The organism is Synechococcus sp. R50.1, from assembly GCF_047462115.1.
Lineage (GTDB): Bacteria > Cyanobacteriota > Cyanobacteriia > Thermostichales > Thermostichaceae > Thermostichus.
The window spans coordinates 1-26335 of sequence record NZ_JANSIN010000017.1 but is presented as its reverse complement, the minus strand read 5'-3'; the positions used below and the strand labels follow the sequence as shown (position 1 = coordinate 26335).

The 26335-nt window shown below is 57.6% G+C and carries 22 protein-coding genes and 1 riboswitch; of the genes, 5 read left to right on the top strand and 17 right to left on the bottom strand.

Features of this window, described 5'->3' with window-relative positions; all coding sequences use genetic code 11:
- Positions 1 to 181 precede the first annotated feature (181 nt).
- Positions 182 to 718 carry a hypothetical protein gene (locus tag NW870_RS06260; RefSeq protein ID WP_414357887.1) on the top strand — a complete coding sequence of 179 codons (537 nt, stop codon included), beginning with the start codon at positions 182 to 184 and terminating at the stop codon, positions 716 to 718.
- Positions 719 to 721: 3 nt separating this feature from the next.
- Here NW870_RS06260 and NW870_RS06255 read toward each other — a convergent pair whose 3' ends face one another.
- From NW870_RS06255 to NW870_RS06225, 7 genes are all read right to left on the bottom strand, one after another.
- Positions 722 to 2362 (bottom strand): cation:proton antiporter, encoded by a 1641-nt coding sequence (locus NW870_RS06255; protein WP_414374493.1) that lies wholly within the window; start codon positions 2360 to 2362, stop codon positions 722 to 724.
- 145 nt (positions 2363 to 2507) lie between these two features.
- A riboswitch (Fluoride riboswitch) is annotated at positions 2508 to 2613 on the bottom strand.
- Between the two features lie 46 nt (positions 2614 to 2659).
- Entirely contained in the window at positions 2660 to 3286 is a 627-nt protein-coding gene (locus NW870_RS06250; protein WP_414358319.1) for a DUF1997 domain-containing protein, read from the bottom strand.
- Between the two features lie 7 nt (positions 3287 to 3293).
- Positions 3294 to 3989, bottom strand: coding sequence for a bifunctional phosphoribosyl-AMP cyclohydrolase/phosphoribosyl-ATP diphosphatase HisIE (gene hisIE / locus NW870_RS06245; protein ID WP_414358320.1), 696 nt, complete (start codon positions 3987 to 3989; stop codon positions 3294 to 3296).
- A 74-nt stretch (positions 3990 to 4063) separates the two neighbouring features.
- Positions 4064 to 4204: a hypothetical protein gene (locus tag NW870_RS06240; RefSeq protein WP_414358323.1), complete on the bottom strand. Its 141-nt coding sequence runs from the start codon at positions 4202 to 4204 to the stop codon at positions 4064 to 4066.
- A 261-nt stretch (positions 4205 to 4465) separates the two neighbouring features.
- The gene (locus NW870_RS06235; RefSeq protein WP_414374502.1) at positions 4466 to 6685 is read right to left on the bottom strand and encodes a polysaccharide deacetylase family protein; all 2220 of its coding nucleotides are present in this window, start codon (positions 6683 to 6685) and stop codon (positions 4466 to 4468) included.
- A 481-nt stretch (positions 6686 to 7166) separates the two neighbouring features.
- Entirely contained in the window at positions 7167 to 7658 is a 492-nt protein-coding gene (locus NW870_RS06230) for a phycobilisome linker polypeptide (RefSeq protein WP_414356682.1), read from the bottom strand.
- Between the two features lie 118 nt (positions 7659 to 7776).
- Positions 7777 to 9504, bottom strand: coding sequence for a Ppx/GppA phosphatase family protein (locus NW870_RS06225; protein ID WP_414374491.1), 1728 nt, complete (start codon positions 9502 to 9504; stop codon positions 7777 to 7779).
- Positions 9505 to 9692: 188 nt separating this feature from the next.
- Between NW870_RS06225 and thrS the strand changes: the two genes are divergently transcribed.
- From thrS to NW870_RS06205, 4 genes are all read left to right on the top strand, one after another.
- Positions 9693 to 11504 (top strand): threonine--tRNA ligase, encoded by a 1812-nt coding sequence (gene thrS / locus NW870_RS06220; protein WP_414374490.1) that lies wholly within the window; start codon positions 9693 to 9695, stop codon positions 11502 to 11504.
- A gap of 442 nt (positions 11505 to 11946) precedes the next feature.
- Positions 11947 to 13152: a formamidase gene (gene fmdA, locus NW870_RS06215; protein ID WP_414356687.1), complete on the top strand. Its 1206-nt coding sequence runs from the start codon at positions 11947 to 11949 to the stop codon at positions 13150 to 13152.
- A 10-nt stretch (positions 13153 to 13162) separates the two neighbouring features.
- A complete protein-coding gene (locus NW870_RS06210) occupies positions 13163 to 13468 on the top strand; it encodes an FmdB family zinc ribbon protein (RefSeq protein WP_414341588.1) in 306 nt (101 codons plus the stop codon).
- Between the two features lie 314 nt (positions 13469 to 13782).
- Complete coding sequence (locus NW870_RS06205; protein ID WP_414356688.1) at positions 13783 to 15330, top strand: ABC transporter ATP-binding protein; 1548 nt, start codon at positions 13783 to 13785, stop codon at positions 15328 to 15330.
- Here NW870_RS06205 and malQ read toward each other — a convergent pair.
- The 10 genes from malQ to NW870_RS06155 form a co-directional block, all read right to left on the bottom strand.
- On the bottom strand, positions 15327 to 16928 hold the full coding sequence (malQ, locus tag NW870_RS06200; RefSeq protein ID WP_414374488.1) for a 4-alpha-glucanotransferase: 1602 nt from the start codon (positions 16926 to 16928) through the stop codon (positions 15327 to 15329). The genes NW870_RS06205 and malQ overlap by 4 nt on opposite strands.
- A 155-nt stretch (positions 16929 to 17083) precedes the next feature.
- The gene (locus NW870_RS06195; protein WP_414374486.1) at positions 17084 to 17956 is read right to left on the bottom strand and encodes a polysaccharide deacetylase family protein; all 873 of its coding nucleotides are present in this window, start codon (positions 17954 to 17956) and stop codon (positions 17084 to 17086) included.
- A gap of 40 nt (positions 17957 to 17996) precedes the next feature.
- On the bottom strand, positions 17997 to 18614 hold the full coding sequence (gene pyrE, locus NW870_RS06190) for an orotate phosphoribosyltransferase (protein ID WP_414374485.1): 618 nt from the start codon (positions 18612 to 18614) through the stop codon (positions 17997 to 17999).
- 199 nt (positions 18615 to 18813) lie between these two features.
- On the bottom strand, positions 18814 to 19359 hold the full coding sequence (locus NW870_RS06185) for a GTP-binding protein (protein ID WP_414374483.1): 546 nt from the start codon (positions 19357 to 19359) through the stop codon (positions 18814 to 18816).
- Between the two features lie 232 nt (positions 19360 to 19591).
- Positions 19592 to 20143 (bottom strand): protoglobin domain-containing protein, encoded by a 552-nt coding sequence (locus NW870_RS06180; RefSeq protein WP_414374482.1) that lies wholly within the window; start codon positions 20141 to 20143, stop codon positions 19592 to 19594.
- 54 nt (positions 20144 to 20197) lie between these two features.
- Entirely contained in the window at positions 20198 to 20566 is a 369-nt protein-coding gene (locus tag NW870_RS06175) for a roadblock/LC7 domain-containing protein (protein WP_011433098.1), read from the bottom strand.
- A gap of 80 nt (positions 20567 to 20646) precedes the next feature.
- Positions 20647 to 21531, bottom strand: coding sequence for a DUF4388 domain-containing protein (locus NW870_RS06170; RefSeq protein ID WP_414374481.1), 885 nt, complete (start codon positions 21529 to 21531; stop codon positions 20647 to 20649).
- A 384-nt stretch (positions 21532 to 21915) separates the two neighbouring features.
- On the bottom strand, positions 21916 to 22797 hold the full coding sequence (locus NW870_RS06165; protein WP_414374479.1) for a DUF4388 domain-containing protein: 882 nt from the start codon (positions 22795 to 22797) through the stop codon (positions 21916 to 21918).
- Between the two features lie 288 nt (positions 22798 to 23085).
- Positions 23086 to 25680 (bottom strand): heavy metal translocating P-type ATPase, encoded by a 2595-nt coding sequence (locus NW870_RS06160; protein ID WP_414374478.1) that lies wholly within the window; start codon positions 25678 to 25680, stop codon positions 23086 to 23088.
- A gap of 168 nt (positions 25681 to 25848) precedes the next feature.
- Positions 25849 to 26268, bottom strand: coding sequence for an aldo/keto reductase (locus NW870_RS06155; protein WP_414374476.1), 420 nt, complete (start codon positions 26266 to 26268; stop codon positions 25849 to 25851).
- Positions 26269 to 26335 lie beyond the last annotated feature (67 nt).

The window sequence follows — 26335 nt, the reverse complement described above, 5'->3', positions numbered from 1 at the left end:
CGTCCATGGCTAGAATCCATAGATAGAAGAGTAAGGGCAAAGAGAGCTTCAGAAGAGTCTTCATCTAGCCGGGAGCAACTGCCGGCCCAGGAGAACCTAGAGCTGAGCAGGTCTTGTTCTCCTTTGTTTGCCTCGAACAGAATCGAGCTTCCCCTGTCCTTCTGGTAAGAGGAGAGAAGCAATGGCCGCTAAAAGAGTGCTTTTTAAGCTAGCCTGTTTTCTCTTGGGTATCTGTCCGATTTCAATAGCTATTGCTCAGCAGGCATTCTTAAACGCTGAGTATCTCATATTTGCTTTACCCGAAAATATTGAGCGAGTTCGTTTTCAAAATGGCCAGTATCAGAGAGGCTCTAGCCCTCTCGAAGAAGGGTTCCTAAGAGTAAGCCTCGAAAAGCTAGCGCCTGCCGATCTTAACAACGATGGGCTTCAGGATGTAGTGGCGATTGCATTAAGTAATACAGGAGGGAATGCTTTCTGGACAACCTTATCTGGGCTGTTGGGCGGCAGCAAAAAACCTACGCCCCTGGAGCCTGTGTACCTCGGCGATGGGGTTTTAGTTAACAATGTTTCAGTTGCCCGTGACTCTGGAGGAAAGGCTGAGGTCTGCTTAGATATGCTTGCCCATGGCCCCGAGGATCCCAGTTGTTGCCCTACCAAGAAAGAAAAAAGGTGCTTCACCCTGGCCGAAAACCGGTGGATACCTCGGAGAGCTAAATAACCTCTACTTTGGTCGGCTAATGACCTGCCCAGGACTTCCTTGAGGAGATTCGACCAGAATTACAGGAATAGAGCTGGTCTCCAGAACGGCTTGGGAGGTGGATCCCACTAGCACTTGTTCCCAGCCGCGGTGCCCCCGCTTGCCCATGACTATGTCGGTAACCTGCCGCTCCTGGGCTATGTTTACAATGGTCTCCGCCAAGGGCCCGGAAGCCAGGCAGAACTGGTGGCGAATATCCGCCAAAAGGCGCTGGGCAAGCTGGCGCAACTGTTCCACCCCTTTCCCCTGCAGCTCATCGGTAACATGCAGCACAATCACTTCCCCATCCACCCGCCGCGCCAAATCGGCTGCCTTGCGCAACACCGCCTCGGCTAGGGGAGAGGTATCCACCGCTGCCAAAAAGCTCACCTTGCCCTGGCTGCCCACCTTGGTGGGATCCACCTCTCCTTTTTCCAAAAGCCGGGGAGCACACACCTGGGTCAGCCAAGCACCCAGGGGGGCCGTGACCAAAATCGACAGAGCCGCCAAAGCCAAAATGATCTCCCCACCGGGGATCCCTTGGGCCAAAGGGATCCCACCAATAGCCGCCTGCACCGTCGCCTTGGCCATGTTGCCCGGTAGCAAAAACAGCCGCTCCCGCCCGTTCCAATTGCTTCCCAGAGTGGAAAGCCACCAACCCAGGCCCCGCCCCAGCAGCAGACTCAAGGTCAAGAGCAGCAAGCCCGGCCAAAACACGGATCCCAGCACCCCCAGATCCAGCGACGCTCCCAGTAGCACAAACAACACGATCTCCGCCACCGTCCAGAGGGCATCGAACCCACCCCGCAGCCGCCGCGCCAAAGGGGCATCCAGCTCAATCAGAAAAAACCCCATGGCCATCACCGCCAGATAGCCGGAAAAATAGGGCCACACCTGCGGCGCCAGCACCAAGCCCAAGGCCATGCAGGCAGCCAGCAGCACTTCCTGCACGCTGTTGCGGGTCCAGTTTTGTTGGGTTAGCAGCGACACCAGAACCCGCGCCCCCAGGTAGCCTATGGCTATGCCCAGCAGGATCTCCATCCCCACTTGGAACGGCAGCCACTGCAGCGGCGATAGCTCCAGCCCCAGCAGGCGAACGCTCTCTGCAGAGCCCTGGCCCAAAAAGCTGAGCAGCAGGCTAAACCCCAACAACAGCAGTACGTCGGAAAGGGCGCTGCCGGTCAAAATGGCATCCGGGATCCCTTTGGCCACCCCCCAGCCCAGGCTTTTGAGGCGCAACATCCCCGGCACGATCACGGCTGGCGACTCCGCCCCAATCACGCAGCCCAACAGCAAACCGGTAGGCCAGTCCAACCCCAGGATCCAGGTGCTCAACAGGGCCACCGCCACCGCCTCGCAGGCTGCCGGCAAAAACCCCAGCCGCAGCGCCACGGATCCCTGCTGGGCCAGCTTCTCCCGATCCAGCCCCAGGCCCGCCTTCATCAAAATGATCATCACCGCCACCACCCGCAGATCCCCCGCCGCTGCCAGCACCTCCGGGGATAGGACATCTCCCAGCAAGATCCCCACGAGGATCATCCCCAGCAGGGGGGGCATCCCCAGCCGACCCACGATTTGGCCGACAAAAAAGCCCATCACCAAGATCCACAGCCAACTGCCCAGCATCACCAGATCCTCATCTCCTTGTCGTCAGGGTGTTGAAGGGCAGCCCAGGGAGAAAAAGCCATCCGCGTCAGGAGTGGGAGCACCATCGCGTCCGCAGGGTGGGGCCTCAAACAAAGCCAAAGACCCCTACCCCCTGGACTTGCCCAGAAGTGTAGGAGTCATCAGCCTCAGCTTTTGAGGTTAGAACCCTCTTCCTCTATAGAAAAATTCCAAGTGAGGCGGTTGCGGCGAACTCCATCGCCGGTTGCCGGAGCACTACTCGAAAGCTGACCGGCAACTTACTTGGCACCTAAGATATCACGCTTTGTCTTCCACTGCAATTAAGCGATAGGGGTGATCGGGACACCCAATAGAGCGATAGAAATCGCTGCACACATTGTGGGTGAGGCGGTCACTCATACCCCGGGTTACCTGCTGCACCACTTGATGGGCCACCCGATAAACCAACTTGCGGGGCAGAACCTGCAAAAACCTGGGCAAAGCCAGCCAGATCTCCAGATGAAGAGCCCAGTGAACACGGGTGGTGGGCAGGTCTTTCAGGGATCCCTGTAGCTCCTCCAGCCGGAAATCGGCTTGGCAGTTAACCCGGTAAGGCATTCCCTCATCGCCGGGCAACTCAATCGAGGTCAGGCGAAACCGGTAATCTTCATCCGGCCAGATCCTCACCCCAAAACTGGGCTCCAGCTCAAACCCAAGGCCGCCCATGCGAAAAAACTGCAGCCGGTAGGTCTCGGCGGACAAAGCTTCCACCTGCAACGGCCTAAAGCACCGCTGGATCCACTGGGCGTGGCCTCTTAGGTAACGGGCCAAGGTCTCCCGATCCGTCTCCAGATCCACTTGTCCACACCGCGTGGCTCGCAAATCCAGGTGGGCTTTGTCCAGAGAGGGATCCAGAAGATCAGGGGCGCCGCCTTCGGAGGACACGGCCCTTTCACTTGGCGGAACGGCGGGCTTGGAGCTGGCGATAGACATCCTTAATATCCACCTGATAATGAGCAAGAGCCACGAGGCAGTGGTACCAGAGATCGGCCACCTCGCGGGCCAGGGCAGCGCGGTCTTGATCCTTGGCCGCCATCACCACCTCAGCCGTTTCCTCGCCGAGTTTCTTGAGAATGGCGTTCTCTCCCTTGGCCAGCAAGCTGCTGGTGTAGGAGTCGGGACGGGGATCTGCCTGGCGGGCCTTCACCACAGCAAACACCTGAGACAGAGTATCTGCTGCCGGGATGGGATCCCTTTGATCCCCTGGCAGTGGGCGGAAGAAGCAACTGCGCGCCCCCGTGTGGCAAGCCGCATCTCCCACCTGCTCCACCAAGATCACCAGCGCGTCGCCGTCGCAGTCGTAGCGGATTTGCTTGACCCACTGCACATGACCGGAAGTTTCCCCCTTAGGCCACAGGGCCTGGCGAGACCGGCTCCAGAACCAGGTGCGGCCCGTTTCCAAAGTTTTCTGCAGCGACTCCCGGTTCATCCAGGCCACCATCAGCACCGTCCCATCCAGGTAGTCCTGCACAATGGCCGGGATCAGGCCCTGTTCGTTGTAGCTGAGGCTGCCCAGCCAGGTGATCTCCTCGGGCAGAAGCGATCGAGGGGGATCCGAGGAAGGGTTGAAGGCCAGAGCAGCAACCATAGAGCAGCGACCTGAAAAACCGCATTGAGAGCAGGATAACAGAACCAGCCCTCGCCAAGATATCCTTGACAACCTCAGCCAAGGGGTACCAGTTCCCGTGCCGCCAGGGACAGGACCACCTCTTCTCCCTCACCGGCCAGAGTCACCAGCCAGCGGTCGCGGTTTTCACGGGTGAGGACGATCCCCAGCCTCCCCTTAACAGAAGGAGGATACAACAGCCGTACCCACATGCCCGGCTCGAGCTGGGCAGCCGACCGCAGGGGATCAGCCGGGTTGCCGAGACCGCTTCTCCATTACCCAGGTCGCCCCAGGGTTCTCGGCCCCCCCTTCAGCAGCAGATGTCATGACCTCCCTCAGCACACCTCTCCTAAGCACCACCGGCAGGGTAAACAGCAAACTTAGCCCCCAGGGCTAGAGGCAAGCCGGACTTCTTCGGCCAGGATAGACCCTCTGTTGCGGAATGGCTGTATCGCAGATTACCGACTTAACCCGGAGGTCGGGCTGGGAGCACCGGTGTGGGGTTGGACAGAAGCGCTGGGCAGCAGCTTACGCTCCGGCTTGCGCTCTAGGAGCAAGGCTGACCGTTCCAAGCGCGTATCCACCAGTACCGAGGGAGGAGTCCAGTGGACACGCTCCAGCAGGCGCTGCAGCAGTTGAGCATCGAGGATGTCCACGCTGTGGGGGGATGTCGCCGTTCCGGCCACCAGGGGGGTGGGGGTGGCTTGAGGAAGGGATCCCTCAGCAACAGGTTCTGACCCATCGCTGGGCTCTTTTAGCACCAATTCCGCCATTGCCTGGGCCACCTCTTGACCATACACCCCATCGGGGCCAGAGGGGAGCAGATCCAGCCGTCCCTGCTGAGCGGCCAAACGGCTCAACCCCAGTTGCACAGCTACCACCGCTGCCCCCCGATCCCCCCGCCTCAACGTGCGTTGGCCGGCCAGAATGCTCTTGAGTTGGGCTTTGGCCGCCTCTTGCTCGCTGCCGGGCAAAAGTTGCACCAGCCCCTCCAGCCGATCTCCCTCAGAGCCAGCCTTGGCCTCGGGAAGGGGATCCCTGGCCCAGAGGCGGTTCATGTCGTAGAGCAAAGTGGCATGGGGCACAGGACGGCTAGGCTGATGGGGAGCAGCATGGCCCGTGCCCAAGATCTGCCCCTGGTAGACCAGCGACGTGCTAAAGCCAGAATCCAGCAGCACGGCTTCCCGGATCCCGGTTTTGGGCAAAATACGGGCCAGGGTGGCGGCGTTGACATGGGTTTTGGTAACTCCGATCACCACCTGATCTTGGTCATCCACACCAAAGAAAGCCCTGGGGCGGAACTCGGCGGCGCTAGAAAGACGGAAAGAATCGATCTCCGTCTGAGAGAGGGCATGACCATCCTTGACCAGCCACAGACCGGCCACAAACAGATCTGTGACATCCGGCATCAACTGGCGAATGTTCTCCAAGCGGGTCATCGTATCGGGGTCGAAGGGCACAAAGCGGATGCGATCCCTGCCCAGCAGCACCAAGGGGCGACCGCGCACCACCTTGTCGTCTTCGGGGCGACCAGGGATGAAGGTCTTGTGGTTGGCAGCCATCACCGGCCCCACCATGACATTGCTGGCAGAGTTGATCCAAGGGATGGAGAAAAAGCTGCCATTGATGCCGGCATCGGCCTGGTAGCGCTGGGCCAGGGTGCTGACCTCGTAGCGCCGCTCCGCATGCACCGTAGCCGCCCGCCCGCCGCGAAGGGTGAGAACACGCACCTGGTCGATCACTTCGTCGGTCAAGGCCAACGGTTGGGTCACATCCAGCCGGTAGTCGGGGCTGCGGTTGAGGGTGAAGGTGCGGGCGCCAATGATGGCCTCGGTGATGCGAAACTGGTTAAAGCGTCGCACCTCCAGCAAGTTGGGCGATTGTCCTGTAAAACCGGGATCCATCGTAAAAGACATCCGGTAACCGGCATCGGCCAGGTATTGCTTCACCCGCTCGTCCCGGTTGCCTTCGGGATAGGCAAAGTAGTGGATGGGGTGGCCCAGCTCCTGCTCCAGCTTGGTCTTGCAGTCGAACACTTCCCGCCGCAGACGGGCATCGTCTAGCACCCGCAGGTCAGGGGGATGGGTGACGGTGTGGGCGGCAAAGTCGATCAGCCCGCTGGCATCCATCTCCCGCATTTGATCCCAGGTGAAGTGATCCTTGCTGGTGGGCACGCCGACAAACCCGGTTTGCACAAAATAGGCGGCGGGGTAGTTGTACTCCTTGAGAAGGGGGTAGGCGTTTTCGTACAGGCCCAGGTAAGCGTCGTCAAAAGTGAGCAAAATGGCTTTCTCCGGCAAGGGATCCCCGTCCCGCAGGTGTTTGTAGAGTTGGTCGATGTGGATGGGGGTAAGTCCTGCTTGTTTAATGGCCTCAAAATGTTGCCGCAGCTCCGCCACCGTAGTGTCGAACCAGACCTGTTTGCGTCCGGCCACCACATCGTGGTACATGATGGCGGGCACATAGGAAAGACTGGCCAAGGGATCCAAAGCAAAGGGATCCCGTTCCAGTTGCAGCTCTTGGGGAAGGGGCAAGCGCTGTTGAGCCGCTTTGGCATGGGCGCGGGGAGCGGGTATCTCGGCTACAGGCGGCGATAGCCCTGGCAAGCGGCTGACCCAATCGGGATGAGCAGTTGCCCAGGCTACCAGGGCTCCAGTCCCGAACCCCAGCAGGATCACCAGCAAGCTGAAAAAGTGGAACGACCTAAGGCGAGACTTTGCCGGCGAACGTCGAGGGGGATGGGGAAAGCTCTGTCGTGAAGTGGGTGAGGAGTATGGCTGGGATCCCTTTGTTGACCCAGAGCCTGAGTAGCCTTGGGGTATCGACCCTCCCAAGCGCGTTGGATGTCGTCGAGATGTCATGACCTCACTCCCCACTTTCAATCATGTCGATGGCGCTCAAGTAGTTCAGCCCTCACCGGAACGCCTTTTCTCAACAGAAAGCCACCCCCAGCACAGAGGGGAAAGGCAGCCTTCTGGACAACGGCAAAACCAATGACAGCCTACCACCCCATTCTTAAGTTAGGGGTATGGGAGCAGCCGCTGCCTACCCAAAAACTGCAGGGATCCCTTATGCTCTCCAAGCAAGAGAGTTTTGGTTGGGAGAGTTTGAATCGGCGGCTTTGGCAAAAGAACCCAGCGTCTCTCAGAAAGCCACCGGCTACTCAAGGTTGCTTAACAGATTGGATTCAGCAATGCCGATGATTTTGCCTCCCATTTGGGTAATCCGCTTCACTTCTTGGGAAAGGCGGCTGAAGGGCACTTTGTACTCGACAACGCTTCTGCGCACGCCTCCTCCCACAAGGCCGGATACCTTGATGGTGAAGATTTTATCGCTATTCGGCAGCCCTCCTTCTGAGCTGCTGGCCTGAGCGACCTCTGGTTCTGGGGCCGATGCCGCTTGAGGCGCGGTAGCAGCGCTCTCCCGCTCTAGGAGCAGCCTCCAACTGCGGGGATAGGCGGGGGCCAGACGATAGACCACTTTGTAGGACCCGGTCGCGTGGTCATCCTCGGACTCCACCTTCACCACAGTTCCAGCCGGAATATCCAGCTTGGCCCCCTTGGACATGACTTTAATTCCCGGCCAATTGGTGGGCGTATCCGTCAGTAGCTCGACCTCAAAGGCTTGATCCCCCAACAACAACTTGGCCATCTCAACAACTCCGTTTTGCTCAGCATTCAGTGGCGGGAGAGCCGCCCACAACCACAGCTTCATCGTCAAACATTCTACCGTTGCCAGGTGCCCACCAGAAACCTCCTGCGGGCAGGGGCTAAACTGCTGCCTCAAAAGGATTTGAGCTGCGCTCGATCTGAGTGGACAATTTGGGGATCACCTGCAGCTTGAACTGCTGTTCGAAGACTTTTTTCTTCTCGTTCAAGCTCCACAGCTCCAAGGCGCAGTCATCATTGGGATGCCTGGGATCCAAAATCAGCTCCATCTGCCGAGAGCCTTCTCCCAAGAGCTGAAAACGGCAGTGCAGCGCTTGGATGGCTTGCAGACGGCGGCGATCCAGGGCACAAGCCATGCGCAGCAAGGGGCTCAGTTCCAAGACGATTTGGCGATCCCGTTCGTCGGTGAGGCGCTGAAAGTTTTCGTGCTTCTTCTTGGGAGGCGATTTGCGGTGGTAGCGGGCCAAGTTGGCGATCACTTCCACCTCTTCTTCATTGAAGCCCAACAGTTCCCCATGGCGAATCAGGTAGTAGGAGTGTTTGTGGTGGGCGGCATGGCTGATAAAGTGGCCGCAGTTGTGCAGCATGGCCGCTGACCAGAGGAGGGCCCGCTCGCGGGATCCCCAACCATGCAACAGGCCGCGGGTCTGGTCGAAGAGGCTGAGGGCAAATTCGGCCACCCGTTCGGCATAGGGCAGCTCCACCTGATATTTTTCCGCCAGCTTGAGCACACTGCGCCGCCGCACCGAGCTGTGGTAGCGCAGCCGATCCTCAATCAAGCCTTGGCCGATCATCCAATCCACGATCAGCCCTTCCCGCAAAGCCCGTTCGCAAAATTGAACCCGCTCTACCCCCAGCAGGCTCATCACTTCCTCTAGGATCAGGGCGCCGGCCAGGATGATCTCCCCCCGTCTTTCCCCTAGGCCGGGAAGTTTTTGCCGTTCGGCCACCGTCAGGGATCGCAGCTCTTTGATGTAGCCGCGCAAGGCTTCCAAGCTGAACTCATACCCCTGCAGGCGACTGGGGGGAGCGCCCAAACGACGGCGGGCATCCCACTGGGCCAGGCTCTCGACGGTGCCAGAGGTGCCCACCAAAGGCAGGGATCCCTGTTGTTGTGAAGATGCGACGATCCGTTTCATCTGCTCAATGGGGGATTCCAGCATGCCGCGGATGTGCTGGCGCAGGGCTTGCAGTTCGCCAGAAGTGGGCGGATCGTGGTGCAAAAAAGCCTGGGTTAGACGCACAGCTCCCACCTTGATGCTGCGCAGAAACTCCGGCTCTTGGCCATTGCCCAAGATCAGCTCGGTGGAGCCACCGCCGATATCCACCACCGCGTGCATCCGGTTGTGGAACTCCATCGCCGAGAGCACTCCCAGATAAATGCGGCGGGCCTCTTCCTGCCCCGAGATCAACTCCACCCGCAGGCCCAGCTCCCGTTCAATCCGCTTCAAAAACTCCGGCCCATTGGGGGCCTCGCGCACAGCACTGGTGGCCACCGCAACAATGGAATGCACCTGAAAGCTCTCGGCAATGCGGCAAAATCGTTCCAGGGCCACTCGGGCCCGCTCCATGGCTGCAGGGGTCAGGGCACCCGTCTGGTTGCAGTATTCCCCCAGCCGCACGGTGGCTTTTTCGCGGGAGATGATGGTGAAGCTGGGGATACGGGGATTGATGCGCACCACCACCATGTGGAGAGAGTTGCTGCCTACATCGATGGCGGCCAGAACGGGGGCAGCCAAAGATTCAGGACGAGAAGCCGGGCCGGTTTCGGAAACTGGGGGAGCAGAGGCGACAGGGCATTCCGTGAAGTCGGTGCGCGAAGAGATCATGGCTCGGGTGTGGGGGTCAACCCCTTTAGGATACTGTGTACTTTCCCCCCTTGTTCCGGGCCCAGTTGTCAGGTTTGCGATTGACTCGGCAAACAAGGGAATGGACTCAGCTTGGGATCCCTGCCGCTCTCGCCCCAGCCTAAGATAGGGACACAGTATTTGATTTGTTTGTTTCAAAGTAGGTTCCGATGTCTCAGCCAGCCGAATCACCTCAGAAGGCCAACAGCACCCTCAAACTGCTGCGCACTCACGAGTCTCCCCAACTGGAGCGCATCCGCCACACCACTTCCCATGTCCTGGCTATGGCGGTGCAAAAGCTGTTTCCCAAGGCCCAGGTGACCATCGGCCCCACCACCGACTACGGCTTCTATTACGATTTTGACCATCCCGAACCCTTTACGCCTGAGGATCTCGACCGCATCAAAAAAGAGATGCAGGCGATCATCAAAAAAGGTTTGCCGGTGATCCGCGAGGAGGTGAGCCGGGAAGAAGCCAGGCGCAGAATCGAAGCCCTCGGCGAACCCTATAAGCTGGAGATCTTGGACAGCATTCCCGAAGGAGAGGTCATCAGCATTTATCACTTGGGGGATGAATGGTGGGATCTCTGTGCTGGCCCCCACGTGGAAAACACCCGAGATCTCAACCCCAGAGCCTTTGATTTGCTCAGTGTGGCCGGCGCTTATTGGCGGGGGGATGAAACCAAGCCGCAGCTCCAACGCATCTACGGCACCGCCTGGGAGACCCCAGAGGAGCTGAAAGAATACAAACGGCGGCTGGAAGAAGCCAAACGGCGGGATCACCGCAAGCTGGGCAAAGAACTGGGCCTATTTTTGTTTTCGGATGAGGTGGGGCCGGGGCTGCCTCTCTGGACACCCAAGGGCACCATTCTGCGCTCGGTGCTGGAGGATTTTCTCAAGCAGGAGCAGCTCAAGCGGGGCTACCTGCCGGTGGTTACCCCTCATATTGCCCGTGTGGACTTGTTCAAGATCTCCGGCCACTGGCAAAAGTATCGGGAAGATATGTTTCCCATGATGTCGGAGAATGAGCAGGCGCGTGCGGCTGAACAGGGCTTTGTCATGAAGCCGATGAATTGTCCTTTTCACATCCAAATCTACAAATCCGAGCTGAGATCCTACCGCGATTTGCCCCTACGATATGCCGAGTTCGGCACCGTTTATCGCTACGAGCAATCGGGGGAATTGGGAGGTCTGACGCGAGTGCGTGGCTTCACGGTGGACGATGCCCATTTGTTTGTTCGCCCCGATCAATTGGAGGAGGAGTTTCTCAAGGTTGTCGATCTCATTTTGGTGGTTTTCGATAAGCTCAAGCTCAAGGATTTTCGCGCCCGCCTCAGCTTCCGGGATCCCAAGTCGGACAAATATCTGGGATCCCCCGAAGATTGGGACAAAGCCGAAAATGCCATCCGTCGCGCTGTGGAGAAGTTGTCGATGCCCCACTTTGAAGGGATCGGAGAGGCAGCCTTCTATGGGCCGAAGCTGGATTTTATTTTCCGCGACGCGCTGGATCGGGAGTGGCAACTGGGCACGGTTCAGGTGGACTACCAAAACCCACAGCGCTTTGATCTGCAATACGTAGCTGAGGATGGATCCCGGCAGCGTCCGGTGATGATTCACCGTGCTCCCTTTGGCTCGCTGGAACGACTCATCGGCATTCTCATCGAAGAATACGCTGGGGATTTTCCCTTCTGGCTGGCCCCGGAACAGGTGCGCATTTTGCCCGTTTCCGATCAGTATTTGGGCTATGCCACCCAAGTGCGGGATCAACTGCGAGAACACGGGATCCGCGTCCACATCGATGCCGACAGCGATCGTTTGCCCAAAAAAATCCGCAATGCCGAGAAGGCCCGGATCCCTTTTATGTTGATCGTGGGGGAACAGGAACAAGCGGCAGGAACGGTGAGCGTGCGCCAGCGCCATCGGCAGGAGCTGGGATCCCTGACGGTGGCAGATTTCCTAGCCCAGCTACAGGCACTTGACTAGCTTGGGCATTCGGGATCCCTGGCTTGCGGCAACTGGGTTTTCAGAACTTGAGGATCCCAGGTTCTGAGGATCTCAAGAAAGAGCTTGAGTTTCCCTTTCTCAAGGGAAGCCAAGGGGGCTAATTGAAAAATCAGGATTTGGCCGACAACCCACCATGTTCTCTAGGGATTTTCTGGAGAGGATCCTGCAACGCTTTAGGAGCTGACGGCTAAATCGATCTGTCGCCGAATGGATTGGCCGTTACTTTGGTGAATTGATTGATAGTTACTTTGAATTGCAGTGAAATAGCCTGTCGATCTAAGCTCCTCATCTCCCGCTCTGCGATTGTAGATAACAGCACTATGAATTGTAGCTTTTACTACAGTATTAGCTTCTCTATTGGAGATAGGCTTTTGTGCATTCAAAGTCTGACCGCAGAGTGATGACTCAAGGATAGGATCCCATGCCCAAAACGCTGTTTAAAGTTGACCTGACTAAGCCAATGGATCAACAGGATCTACCGGGTCACAACCGCTGGCATCCTGATATTCCCGCTGTGGTTTCTGTAAACCCTGGCGAGGTATTCCGAATTGAGTGTAAAGACTGGACGGATGGGCAAATCAAAAACAACGATGATCCTTCCGACATTGAGCAGGTTGACCTAAGCGTTGTCCATGTTTTGAGTGGGCCTATTTGGGTTAACGGCGCCCAGCCTGGAGATATCCTGGTTGTCGATCTGTTAGACATTGGGCCACTGCCGGGAGACGAGTGGGGGTTTACAGGTATTTTTGCCAAAGAAAATGGAGGGGGATTCCTCACCGATCATTTTCCCAACGCGGCCAAAGCCATCTGGGATTTTCAAGGCATTTACACCACTTCCAGACACATTCCCCATGTGCGCTTTGCCGGCATCATTCACCCCGGCCTCATTGGCTGTGCCCCATCTCACGAGTTGCTGGCGGCTTGGAATAAGCGGGAAGCTGAGCTGGTCGCTTCGGCTCCCGATTTGCGCACTTACGGCGCGGGGCTATCCGGCAATCAGCCTGTGCTGGCCGCCTTGCCCAATCCCAAGAACGCAATTTTGGGAACTTTGCCCAAGTCAGAGTATGAGCGGGTTGCTGCTGAAGCGGCTCGGACGGTGCCCCCGCGAGAGCACGGCGGTAATTGCGATATTAAAAACCTGTCTAAAGGAACACGGATCTACTTCCCGGTTTACGTGGAGGGTGCCAAGCTGTCGATGGGAGATATTCACTTCTCGCAAGGGGATGGGGAGATCTCTTTTTGTGGCGCTATTGAGATGTCGGGCTACATCGATCTCCACGTCGATCTAATCAAGGGTGGTGTTGAGAAGTACAGATTGGTTAACCCCATTTTTAAGCCCGGCCCTGTTGAGCCACGTTACTCGGAATACCTTGTGTTTGAGGGCATTTCTGTGGACGAGCTTACAGGTAAGCAGCATTATATGGATGTTCACATTGCCTATCGACGCGCCTGCTTAAATGCCATCGAATATCTGAAAAAATTCGGCTTTACGGGAGAACAAGCTTATCTGCTGCTCAGTTCTGCACCGGTGGAGGGCAGAGTGAGTGGGATCGTCGATATTCCCAATGCTTGCTGTACGGTGGCTGTTCCTACGCAAATCTTCGACATAGATATTCTCCCTAGGTGAATGTTATCCGATGCCTCGTTCAAGGGGGTGGAATAGGAAGATGCCGCTGTATGAGTTTAAGTGTCAAACCTGTGGGGAGTTTGAGGTATGGCGGCCCTTATCTCAATATCGAGATCCGGCCTATTGTCCTTCTTGCAATCAGGAAGGGAAACGTCTCATTTCAGTTCCCATGGTTCAGCTTTCCAGCTCTTTGCCTATTTCAAAGGGGGGAAGAGAACCCAAACTGATCAAGCGTGAACAGCACTCAAATTCTGATCCAAACTCGCCAAAATATCGCTCCCAATCCTGTGGGCGACCTTGGATGTTGCACCATTAGTTATTAGACATAGTTGTTTCAGGCTAGGGTAAGACGCCTGGGCTATTGAAAAAAGCCTTCTGGCCCCGTGCATTATTGCTCCGCAGCGCTATTGCTATGCCTACGGCACCCTGACGGGAACCGCAACGCTGACGCGACGATGCGACGACGTAACGACGTGACCAACGTTTTAGGTGTGGGTGCAGTGTCCCAGTTTGAATCGAAATGACCATAGTGCTTAGAAAAAGAGAGACTCTCACAATACCCCCAGAAATGCTTTCCTCTGGCATGGCAGTTCACAACCTATGCTGGAAAAGGCGTTCAAGAAGCACCTCATGAGTGGGCCTGATCCTTCTTTGGCAGAGGGATCCCATCGCAGCGATATTGCCCTTCGCTTGCAGGGGATCACCAAGCGTTATCCTCTGGTGCTGGCCAACGACCACATCGATCTGGAGGTGCGTTGGGGAGAGATTCTGGCGCTGATGGGGGAGAACGGGGCGGGCAAGTCTACCCTGATGAAGATCGTCTATGGGTTGGTCAGCCCGGACGAGGGATCCATTCAAGTGGATGGGCAACCGGCCAAAATTCACAGTCCCGCCGATGCCATTCGGTTGGGAATTGGGATGGTGCATCAACACTTTATGTTGGTGGATCCCTTGACGGTTACGGAAAACGTGGTTCTTGGGGCCGAACCCGGCCATCTTTTTCAGGTCGATTTCCGTCGGGCCAGGGCTGAGGTGGCTCAGTTGATTGCCGAGATGGGCTTCCATCTGGATCCCGACGCCAGAGTGGAGGATCTGCCGGTAGGCCTACAGCAGCGGGTGGAGATCTTGAAAATGCTCTACCGCAAGGCCCGCATCTTGATTTTGGATGAGCCGACGGCAGTGTTGACTCCGCAGGAGGCAGGCGAGCTGTTTGCGTTTTTGCGCCGCTTTGCCCGGCGGGGGGGAGCTGTCATTTTCATCAGCCACAAGCTGAAGGAGGTAATGCAACTGGCCGACCGCGTCACCGTCATTCGGGATGGCAAGGTGGTGGCGACGTTGCCCACTGCCCAAACCGATGCCCAGGAACTGGCGCGGCTGATGGTGGGGCGGGAAGTCAGTCTGACCGTTGAAAAAAAGGCCGCTACCCCTGGGGAGGTGTTGCTGGATGTGCGAGATCTGTGGGTGGATATACCGGGGCGGAAGCCGGCGGTGGCGGGGGCGAGCTTCCAGGTACGTGCCGGCGAGATTGTGGGCCTTGCCGGTGTGGAGGGAAACGGCCAAACGGAATTGGTGGAGGCGATCACCGGCTTGAGAAGCTACCGCGGCCAAATTCGCTATGGAGCCGGATCCCTGTCTGCTTCGGCCCGACAGGTGCGTTGCTGGGGTCTGAGTCATATCCCCGAAGATCGCAATGTGAGAGGTTTGGTGCTGGATTTCCCCACCCGCGACAACCTGATCCTGGGGGATCACCATCAAAAGCCGTATACCGGCTGGTTGGGATTTTTTCGGGAAGAGGCCATTGACCAACATGCCCGCCAGGTGGTGGAGAGCTTCGACGTTCGCCCCCGCAGCATTTCCCTGACGGCCCGCCGCTATTCTGGGGGCAATGCCCAGAAGATCGTTGTGGGACGGGAGCTTTCCTGTGGATCCAAGGTGCTGGTGGCTGCCCAGCCGACGCGGGGGGTGGATGTGGGGGCCATCGAGGCCATTCATCGCCGCATCCTGCAGGCACGGGATCAGGGCATGGGGGTGCTGCTGGTATCGGCGGATTTGAATGAGGTGATCAGCTTGTCGGATCGCATTTTGGTGATCCATGAGGGCCGCCTGGTAGGAGAACTCAGGCCTGAAGAGGCCACCGAAGAGCGGATCGGGCTGCTGATGGGCGGGATCCAGCATTAGACGAGGCTGGGGGCAGCTTGAGAAGATCCTGCCGCCCGTTCTTGGGCTAGGGCTGCTCGCCGTTGCTCCAACTCTTGAGGAGAGATGCGCCCATAGGTCACGCTCATCTCGGCCAGCCGCTGGATCATGTCCTGCCGCAGCATCTCTTCGCGGTAGCGCCAGGCCCAGTTGTTCTCGGTGGTGCCGGGGAAGTTCATGCGCGCCTCTGCCCCCAGCCCCATCACATCCTGCAGGGGAATGATGGCCAGGTCGGCTACGGAAGAAAGGGCCAAGCGGATCAGATCCCAATGGATGCCCCCGGATCCCTGGCAGCCCAAATAGCGCAGCAGGTTTTGTTTTTCCCACTCCGAGCGATCCGGGTCATGAAACCAGCCCACCACCGTGTTGTTGTCGTGGGTGCCGGTGTAAACGACAAAGTTGCGCTCATAGGCATGGGGCAAATAGGGGTTATCGGGCCCAGAGCCGAAGGCAAAGAGCAACACCTTCATGCCGGGCAAGCCAAATTGATCCCGCAGTTGCAACACCTCGGGCGTAATGTCTCCCAGATCTTCGGCAATCACCGGGATTTCCCCCAGCTTGTCGGCCAGGGCCTGAAAGAAATCTGCTCCCGGCCCTTTTTGCCACTCCCCTTCCACAGCTGTTTCCGCATCGCCCGGAATGGCCCAGTAGCTCTCGAAGCCGCGAAAGTGGTCGATGCGCACACAATCCACTTGCTTGAGAATGGCCTGCATGCGTTTGATCCACCAGTCGTAGCCACGGGCCTTGAGCACTTCCCAGTTGTAGAGGGGGTTGCCCCAGCGCTGCCCGGTGGGGCTGAAATAGTCCGGCGGCACACCGGCTACTTGTAAAGGCCGTCCCTGTTCATCCAGGTGAAACAGCTCCCGGTTGGCCCACACGTCGGCACTGTTGGGGGCAACATAGATGGGCACATCCCCGATGAGCTGCACTTGATGCCGATGGGCATACTCCCTCAAGGATCCCCACTGCTGGGCGAACAGATACTGCCAAAACATCTGCTCGGTAATGGCATCGGCATAGCGGTCGCGAGCCTCTTGCAGGGCCGGCGGATCCCGTCGCACCAAGGCCGGATCCCATTGGTTCCACTCTTGCTCGCCGTACACATCCTTGAGGGCCATGAACAGGGCATAGTCGGGCAACCAATCGGCTTCGGCAGCACAATAGGCTTGGAAGGCTTCCCAGTCGGCGGCGGACGCTTTTTCTTTGAAGGTTGCCCAGGCGCGGTGCAGCAGGCCCAGCTTGAAGGGGATCACGGTTTCGTAGTCCACCCGCTCGGCAGACCCGGCTTGGATCGTTGGCCATTGGGGCAGATCCTGCCAACTGTTGGGATCCAGCCAACCGGCCCCCACCAATAGCTCCGGGCTGATGAGAAGCGGGTTGCCGGCAATGGAGGAAAAGCTCATGTAGGGGGAGTTGCCCCAGCCGGTCGGCCCAAGAGGAAGAACCTGCCAGAGGCGTTGGCCGCTCTCCACCAGAAAGTCCACAAAGCGATAAGCCGATGGCCCCAGATCGCCGATACCAAATGGCCCCGGTAGCGAGGTGGGGTGCAGGAGGATCCCACTGAGTCTGCCCATGCGCATGGCCAAGCCCTTTTGCCCTAGGTGGTTTCACCGCCTATGCTGTCACTTCTGGAGCCACGGTGGACAGCTCCAGACAAGACAAAATTAGAACAAAGTTAAAAAATGAGCAGGATCCAAGGCCAAGACGCGCTTTTCCCTCTGGCCAGGGGATCCCGTCAGGGCGTCTCAGGAGCAGGGCAGGCTTGGGCATACCAGTCGTAGAGGCCATCACCGGTGGTGAGCCAAGTCTGAGGGCGAGATTGGATGTGCTGCAAGGCTTTTTTCAGGGATCCCATCCGCAGAGGCTGCCCGACAATGAAAGGATGTAGGCCGATGGCCATGACGCGGGGGGAGCGTTCCCCATCTTGCCACAGTTGATCAAACTGGTCGATGAGGGCTTGGGCAAAGGCTTCTGCCGGCAGGCGGGCGCTCAGACAAAGGCTGATGTCGTTGGCCTCTAGAGTGTAGGGGATCCCCAAGAGAGGGCCGGCGGCAGTCTGCAGCCAGTAGGGTTGGTCGTCGTTTACCCAGTCGGTGGTGTAGCGGATCCCGGCAGCCTTGAGCAGGTCAAAGGTGTTCTCGCTAACGGAAAACCCCGGCGTCAGCCAGCCCCAAGGGCGGGATCCCGACACCTTTTCCAAAAGGGACAAACTGCGCTCAATGAGCTCCTGTTCGACGTCACGGGCCAGGCCGCTGTGGCCGGTAGAGTTGTTCCAGCCGTGGGCCAACACCGACCAGCCGTATTGGCGGATCCCTTCAATGATGGGGGGGTAAAGCTCCACCATTTCCGCGTTCAGGGCGGCAGTTACCGGGATCCCCAGCTCGGCAAACAGCTCAAACAAGCGCCAAATGCCCACCCGATTGCCGTAGTCCCGCCAGCCATAGTTGGCGATCTCAGGGGAGCTGGTGAGATGGGGTTGAATGGCTGTGCCCAGCTTGCCAAAAGTGAAGTGCTCGATGTTCATCACCACGTACACAGCCACCCGCGCCCGATGCGGTAGGCTCGGCAGATTTCGGCTGGGCAGAGCTGAGTAGGCAGGGGGCAGCATGTCCGCTCTCCAAAGCTTTGATGCTCACCAAGGGGGCAGGCTAGTCCTTTGATTTTCCTGAGGTCAAGGCCCGATGGCAAGCCTGCACTTCTGGAAGGGTGAATAGGCGACGAAAGGCGATCCCTGCTTCTCGGTAGCGGTCTTCTGCCCCTTCCAGCCGATCCACCAAAGCCAGGATCCCTTCCGCCCGATAGCCGGCTGCCCGCACCCGCTCTACAGCTTTGAGGGCCGAGCCGCCGGTGGTGACGACATCTTCCAAGATCCAAACCCGGCTGCCCGCCGGCAGTTCTGGCCCCTCGATCCAGGCCTGCGTACCGTGCCCCTTGGGCTCTTTGCGCACGATCAAGGCGGGTAGGTTGGCGGGTTCAGCATGCAGAGAGGCCAAACTCACCGCCGTCACCAAGGGATCCGCTCCCAGCGTCATTCCGGCCACTGCTTCGGTTTCGGGAGGCAACAGCCGGTGTAGCAGGGATCCCACCCAATAAGCCCCCTGGGGATGGAGGGTGACCGGCTTGCAGTTGATGTAGTGGGGGCTCTTCTGTCCAGAAGTGAGGGTAAAGGAGCCTTCTCGATAGGCCAGTTGGGCGAGGAGATACAACAGTTTCTCCCGCGCTTCTTCTGGGGAAAGGGTCAGGGGAGAGCAATCGAGAAGCAACACAGCAGGGATCCCCTTGGTTCAATGGCTGGCAAGAAAGATCACTCAGGACATTTCATTATGCGGCAAATCTCCACCGAATCCAATCTCCCGTTTTTCGGCTTCACGGGAGGGATCCCTGTCCCACAAAAGATACGCCTGTGTTGGCTAGGGTCGATGTTGCTAAAAAAAGCTGTAGCCTGCTGGATACCTGAAAATCTGTTCAAACAACCACCTGGGGCATCATTTGCTCAACCAACAGAAGCAACGTGTTGGCAACAGAAGATGGCTCTTGAGCATTCAAAGTGGTGTGGGGAATCGCGCCATCTTGATTCCCCAAAATTAACAAAATGTCTTCTGGATCCCAGGCATTGGGTTGATCGACGTGAGTGATCCCAATCACGCAGGGGGCACTTGTCCTGGCTTTCATAAAAGATTGAATAGCTTGGGCGTTGCGAAATTGGCCCGGCAAGTGCGCAGGCACCAGAAGAACATAGCCGTGGGCGCGCTTAATTAAAATATCCCACATAAAGTTAAAGCGAGACTGGCCGGGAGTGCCGTAGAGATGCAGCCACATCTCTTCTTCATCCTCTCCAATTCTCAAGCGGCCGAAGTCCATGCTTACCGTCGTGGTTTTCTTCAGCTCTGCCACCTCGTCCGTTGCTTTGCAATCGGTGTCTACTACCTCAATCTCGCTAATCGTGCGAATAAAGGTAGACTTTCCAGCTCCCACCGGCCCTGTTACAACAATTCGCAAGATATTTCCCATAAACTGGCCTCAGACTAAGCTCTAGCGACAAAGCTGAATAAAACTCGGGGGAGTGCACCGATGTGCCGCACGGGAGGTAAAGCTATCTCCAGGTTGCTTCTAAGATAATCTAAAAAAGATATCAACGCCAGCTCTGCTCCAGAGGGATCCCAGAAACTCAAGCACCTCAGCCCAAGAAGGTAGAGAAATTAAGCAAGTAGAGTAAGCAAGAGCCCACTCTAACTCAAACAACTCAAATTAAACTGTTGGCACCATTGGCAATTAACCGTTTGAATAAAGCCTCGCTCATGCCTGTTTCCTGTTGCACGGCGTTATAGGCCACCTCAAGGTAAGCTTGCTCAATAAAAGAGAGGTCAATCATACAGACCTTGCTCAAGCTGGTGCGCAACTGCTCAGGCTTGCCTTCTTTCACCAACCGCCGACTGACCTCCTGCACAACTGTGGCCATAGCAGGCACAACATGTTGAGGGCCGATCCCAACGCGCACATGAACTATGCCGATTTTCCAGCGGCGATCCGCATACTGGGGGCCCCAATTGTCCATGCCCGTGAACATTTCCTTGAACCAGTCGGCAAAAGTTTGGCCCAGCCGCTGCCGGTTATGCTTGGCAATGACAGCTGCCATCTCAGCATCGCGATCCAGGTAGTTGTAAAACGTATCCGACATTTCTGCAGCAATGCTGCTGCCCCAGTCGGCGCTTTGCTGCAAAATTTTCTTGTCATCATCTGTGAATTGCGTGCGTGAGATCAGGACTTGGAGCAGCTCAGAAGGTTTAATGGCCATACTTCCCTCAACGTCAGGACAGAATCAAAAACTTAGCCTCCACATTTGATTTTCTTACTTCATTGCCTCTGCAATGCTTGCCGCGACTCGCTTAATTTCCAAAAAGAGCAAGCCTTGCTTGACTTCATGGCTGGCAATTGTCAGCAAGACGGCATCGGGGCCACAACTGGTTAAAACCCCGTATCCTTTTTCCCCCTGTACAAAAACTCTCTCTATGGCTCCGCGCCCTAGCTCTCTCCCAATCCGTTCGCCCAAAGAAAGCATGGCAGCCGACATAGCAGAGGTTCTCTCTTCATCCATACCCACAGGCAGTGTGGAAGCTAAAGGTAGCCCGTCGGGGGTGACCACTGCTGCTCCCTGGACTTCCGGTGTGTTGGCAACATAGCTCTGGAGGATCGCCTGCAAAGAGGACAGATTAGCCATCCTACATCTCCCTGCTGATTCCCTATTTCTAATGTTTCTACCCGAAAACCGAAAACATGACTGCAAATATCCCTATGCTTTTATTTTTCGCGAATGCCCTTGAGGAGGGTGGCCAATCGACTGACCAGAGAAGGCTTGACGGGGCCGCCCTCATCCTGGAGACCAGGCACCCTTGCCCCCAGCCTCTCCCTCACCGGCTCGGGATTCACCTCCTCAGCAATCGACTTGGACAGCTCCAAGTGACCAGACCGAGCCAGAACCGTTGGCCCCTCACAGGGGCTGATCAACCCCAGCTTGGCCAGACGGGCACAGGCATAGCGCACCTCCAGCAGGTCTGCCCCCAGTGCTTGAGCCAAAGCCGTCAGCTTGCGAGAAGGCGACACCTGCTCCAGGATCCCCCACTCCAGCGCAGAAAGTTTGAACAGAGGCAGTTCGGTGCTGGTACGCCAAAAGCAGCTATCGGGCTCTGGCAGGTCTTTTTCGGGCTGCTGCTCTAGCTTGAGCTGCTGCAGGGCTTCCAGGACGGCAGCGGTAGCGCTTTTGCTGAGGCCAGTCATTTCTCGGTAGGGCATGGGCACGTTGGGCAGGAAGCTGAACTGGCCGGATTCGAGGGCAAAGAGGCTGTAGAGGCCGGTTTGCAGTTGATGGCGGAAGAGCTTGGCCAGGGCTGCTGGGGTAATCAACCCTTGCCGCTGCAAGCAACGCCCCAGAGGCTCTTCCGAGCCGCAAAAGGAAGCCAGCTTCTCGACCACCCGCTCGCTCACCAAGCCGGAATGGGCCAGCAAGCTCTCCAGGCGGTGTTCTTCCTGAGGTGGTAGGGCAGCAATGACCCGACCTTGGTAAAACCAGATCCTGTAGATACCTCTGGGCGCCCAAATACAGAGCTGTCCTGTTTTGCTGCCTCTCTCGATCAGCTGCAACAGATCGGGCAAGGAAAATTCTTGGAGGTCTCCAACTATGGCCATAAGATTTTTTCGAGCCTCTGATTCGGTGGGATAAGTGGAAATCAATGCCTTAGTAACATTTCAGACATCCCCATTCTTGTACATGTACTCTCGGACAACAACCGTGTATCAACGGCTGTGTTCTTTGTAGCTAGGTACTCTGCGCGCCAGCAGTTACACTTACTATCCGGGAAAATCTATCAAGGAATACAATTAGGCAGCACTCGGAAGCCCTTCACAGAAGAGTTCTAGTTTCCTTTGTTTCAGCTTTGTGTTGGATCATGTCGCTTCGTAAGATAGAACTCCTATTTTTGCTTTCTCTGTGAGCGGAAGTTAGAGAAAAGTTATAGACCCTTCCAAGTTCTTTACAAAGCCAGAAGATTGTTTTTTTCCGTTAGGTTTACCTCACTTTTCGCGCATGCCCTTGAGGAGGGTGGCCAATCGACTGACCAGAGAAGGCTTAACCGGGCCGCTCTCATCCTGAAAACCGGGCACCCTTGCCCCCAGCCTCTCCCTCACCGGCTCGGGATTCACCTCCTCAGCAATCGACTTGGACAGCTCCCAGTGACCAGACCGAGCCAGAACCGTTGGCCCCTCACAAGGGCTGATCAACCCCAGCTTCGCCAGACGGGCGCAGGCATAGCGCACCTCCAACAAGTCGGCCCCCAATGCCCGTGCCAGGTCGGCCAGCTTGCGGGAAGGGGAGACCTGCTCCAAGATCGACCACTCCAGCGGTGAAAGCTTGTACAGAGGTAGCTCAAAGCTGGTGCGACAGAAGTAGCTGTCCGGCTGGGGCAAGTTTTCTTCCCAACGTTGATCCCTCTTGAGCTGCTGCAGCCCTTCCAAAACTACAGCCGAAGCTTCCTTGCTTAAGCCAGTCATCTCTTGATACGGCAACGGCACATTGGGCAAAAAGCTGAACTGTCCGGATTTGAGGGCGAAGAGGCTGTAGAGGCCGGTTTGCAGTTGATGGCGAAAGAGCTTGGCCAAATCTACGGGCGAGATCAACCCTTGCCGCTGCAGGCAACGCCCCAGAGGCTCCTCCAAGCCCCTAGCGACCAACTGGCTGACCACCTGCTCGTCCACCAAGCCAAAGCGCGTCAGCAGGCTTTCCAAACGATGCTTTTCTTCAGGGGCGAGGGCGGCGACCACCCGACCTTGGTAAAACCAAATCCGCTGAATGCCATTGGGTGCCCAGATGGATAATTGCCCTGCTTTCTTACCCTTTTCCATTAAATGCAACAGGTCGCATAAGGAAAATTCCTGAAGATCTCCAAGCATCGCCATACTTTTGCTCCCTTCACCGCTGCAAGATGCGCTTTCTCAGTATTTTCACGGTTTTTGCTTTGCTAAGCAAGAAACCAGAAGATGCGCTTACAGCTTGGTTTCGGCCTAGTCTTACAACCAAATCCTCAAAAGTTAAAGCGGATTAATCTTTTTAATCAAATGTATAATCAAATGTACGAAGTTGCCGAATTTTTGGCTTGGATGCAGCGGAAATTGTGTCAGAAGCTCGGTAAAACCTCGGAAGACTTAACGATCGATACTTAGTCATTCGTAGTTTTTAACACTTTTTTAGCTGCGGCTACTCGAAGATCTACGGGGTACAAAAGTTCGCCTCAAGAGGAGTGAATTGAGGATTACACTGAGGGAACTCAAGGCCATGAGACCCCCAGCGATTGCCGGGCTAAGCCCAATGCCAAAGGGGGGTAGGAGCACGCCTGCTGCCACTGGGATCCCCACCAGGTTGTAGCCAAAGGCCCAGAGGAGGTTCTGCTGGATCTTGCGGAAGGTGGCGCGGCTGAGGCGGATAGCTTCCACCACATCCCAGAGGCGGTTGCGCATGAGGATGATATCGGCGGTTTCTAAGGCCGCATCAGTGGCTGAGTGCAGGGCGATGCCCACATCGGCTTGGGCCAAAGCCGGAGCGTCGTTAATGCCATCTCCCACCATGGCAACTCTCTGGCCTTGGGTCTGCAGGTCGCGGATGACTTGAGCTTTGTCTGCCGGGTGAACCTCGGCGATAACGCGGATCCCGGGCACTTGCAGAGCTTCGGCTACCTGCTTGGCCACCTCAGCCCGATCGCCAGTAAGCAGCATCACCTGCAAGCCCATCTTTTGCAGTTGTCGCAGTGTTGCCTGCGCATCAGGCCGCAAGGGATCCTGGGCTGCCAGCAGCCCCACCAGGGATCCCCCTAGAGCCACGCCCACCACCGTTTTGCCGGCTGCCAGTAGCACCTCGGCCTGGGCCTGGGCCTCCTGGGACAGCGGGATCCCCAAAGCAGCCAGCCCATCCAGGGATCCCAACACCACTTCCTGCCCTTCCACTTGGGCGGCGACTCCTATCCCCGGTTGGGTTTGAAACTCGCCGGCGGAGAGCAACGGCAAACCCTGGGTGCGGGCGGCTTGCAAAATGGCTTGCGCCAGGGGGTGGCGAGTGCCGCTTTCCACTGTGGCCGCCAGTTGGAGCAGGCGATTGGGATCCAGGGAGGGGTCAAGGCTGAGACAGTCCGTCAGGTGGGGATCCCCTTGGGTGAGGGTGCCGGTTTTGTCGAAGACCACCGTTTGCAAGCGATGGGCTTTCTCCAGAACATCTCCCCCTCGGATGAGCAAGCCCCGCTCGGCTCCCAGCCCGGTACCCACCAGGATGGCCATCGGCGTAGCCAATCCCAAAGCACAGGGGCAGGCCACCACCAAAACGGCAATGGCCATCTTGAGGCTGCTGAGCAGGGGTGTGGGGTGAGGGGGATGGTCACCCAGATGCAGATGGGCGTGCAGGCTGAACCCCGCCAGGACGAAGTGCTCCGCACCGCCGCTCCCCCAAAGCGGGATCCCAATCCAGTACCAGAACCCAAAGGTGAGAATGGCCAGCGTGACCACCCCATAGGTGAAGTAGCCCGCCACCTGGTCGGCTATCCCTTGGATGGGGGCCTTGCGAGCTTGGGCCTCTTCCACCAGGCGAATGACCTGGGCCAAGGTGGTGTCTTTCCCGGTGCGCGTCGCCCGGCACAGCAGCAACCCCGATTGGTTCAGCGTTCCCGCCACCACGGAATCCCCCGCTTGTTTCAGCACCGGCAAGGGTTCCCCTGTCAGCATCCCCTCGTTGACCGTGGCCTGGCCGGCAATGACTTCTCCATCCACCGGGATCTGTTCGCCGGCCCGCACTTGGAGCCAATCCCCCACTCGCACCTGTTCGACAGGGCACCATTCTCCGGTTTGGGATCCCAGATCCAGGTTCCCCTCTGGGCTGGAAGCCAGAGATCCCGCCTTCTCTGCAGGCTGAACCCGCCGAGCCAAACTGGGACACAAGCTCACCAGCGATTGCAGGCTGCTGGCCGCCCGCAGGCGGCTGTGCTGTTCCAAGGCCCGTCCCAACAGGATGAAGCTGAGCATCATGACGGGCTCGTCGAAAAAGCACTCCCAGCCCACCTGAGGGGCCAACAACCCCGCTAGACTGGCCAGGTAGGCCGATCCGGATCCCAGGGTAACCAAGGTGTTCATGTTGGGGGCCAGCCGCCGCGCCCCTCTCCAACCATCTAGGACAATGCCGCGAGCCGGGCCGACAAAAGTCAAGGTCGCCAAGCCCCAGTGCAGCCAGACATCATTAAGGAGGGGCAAGCCCAGACGGGCGAAGAGATCCAAGTGTCCGGCGGCAGAAATCAGCAGCAAAAAAGCGGCGGTGAGCGCTTGGCGAATGTGGTGTCGGGTCTGCTGTCGCTGCCGAGAGAGGGGATCCGCAGGCACATCCAAGGCTTCTTCCCACCCACCGGGAGGGGAAGAGGGATCTTGAGAGTGCTCCGCACCGCTGACGCGAACGGAACTCCCGCCGGAGAGGGCCTCACCCTCTGAACTGTAGCGGCTGGGAAACCCTGCCTCTGTCAAAATCTGGGCCAGGTGCTGCGGGTCGGGCCGGAGTCCAGGGGCAAATTCCACAAGGGCCGACTCGGTAACCAGGTTAACGCTGGCCTTGACCACCCCCGGCTGTCTCAGTAGAGCCTGCTCGACAGTGCGGACGCAGCCGGCACAACTCATGCCCCCCACCTGGAGAATCAGGGATCCCGCCTGAGAAGGCGCTGTGGGCCCATTCTGGTCAGCCGGATCCCTTGGCCTGTCTGCTTTATGGGTCAAAGTGCTCCGCACTGCTGACGCGAATGCATCTGGGATGGCCATCTTTGTTCTCCCGTGGTTAACAGCCCCCTCGCCCTACTGGCCAGTTATGTAGCGGTAGGACAGGGCTCTACATCCCATTTTTTGCCAAACTCAATCGTAGGACTGGGATCCCGGCGACAAAGTGCTCCCCACCGCTAACGCAAACGGCAAGGGAACAGAAAGCAACAACTAGGCAGCGCGGGCAGGCGGGGACATAAAGCTGGGGGGAATGGACTCGGGAACATACCTTTGCAAAATATCCTCGATGGTCTGCATCGCTTCCGCATCCAACGACCAGCCCCAAAGGCCGGATATTGCCTCCAGATGATAGGGCTTGCGTGCCCCCCACAGCGCCACACTCACCCCTGGTTGATCCAGCAGCCAGCGCACCGCCAACTGAGCCAAGGTCTTGCCATAGCGATCCTGAGCAAACCGGCTCAATGCCTCTGCCGCCTTTAGGTACTGGGAGTAGCGCGGTTCAACAAACTTGGGGTCGATCCCGGCTCGCATATCCCCTGAAGGGAAGGTGGTTTGTGGCGTCATCCGTCCGCTCAGCAGACCTCGGCAGAGGGGACTGTACACCAAAGTGTGAATGCCGTGCTGATACATTTACGCTGAACACTGCTGAACATCACTGTTCAACTATGCAGCGATAGCATTCTGTTTGTTTCCAAAC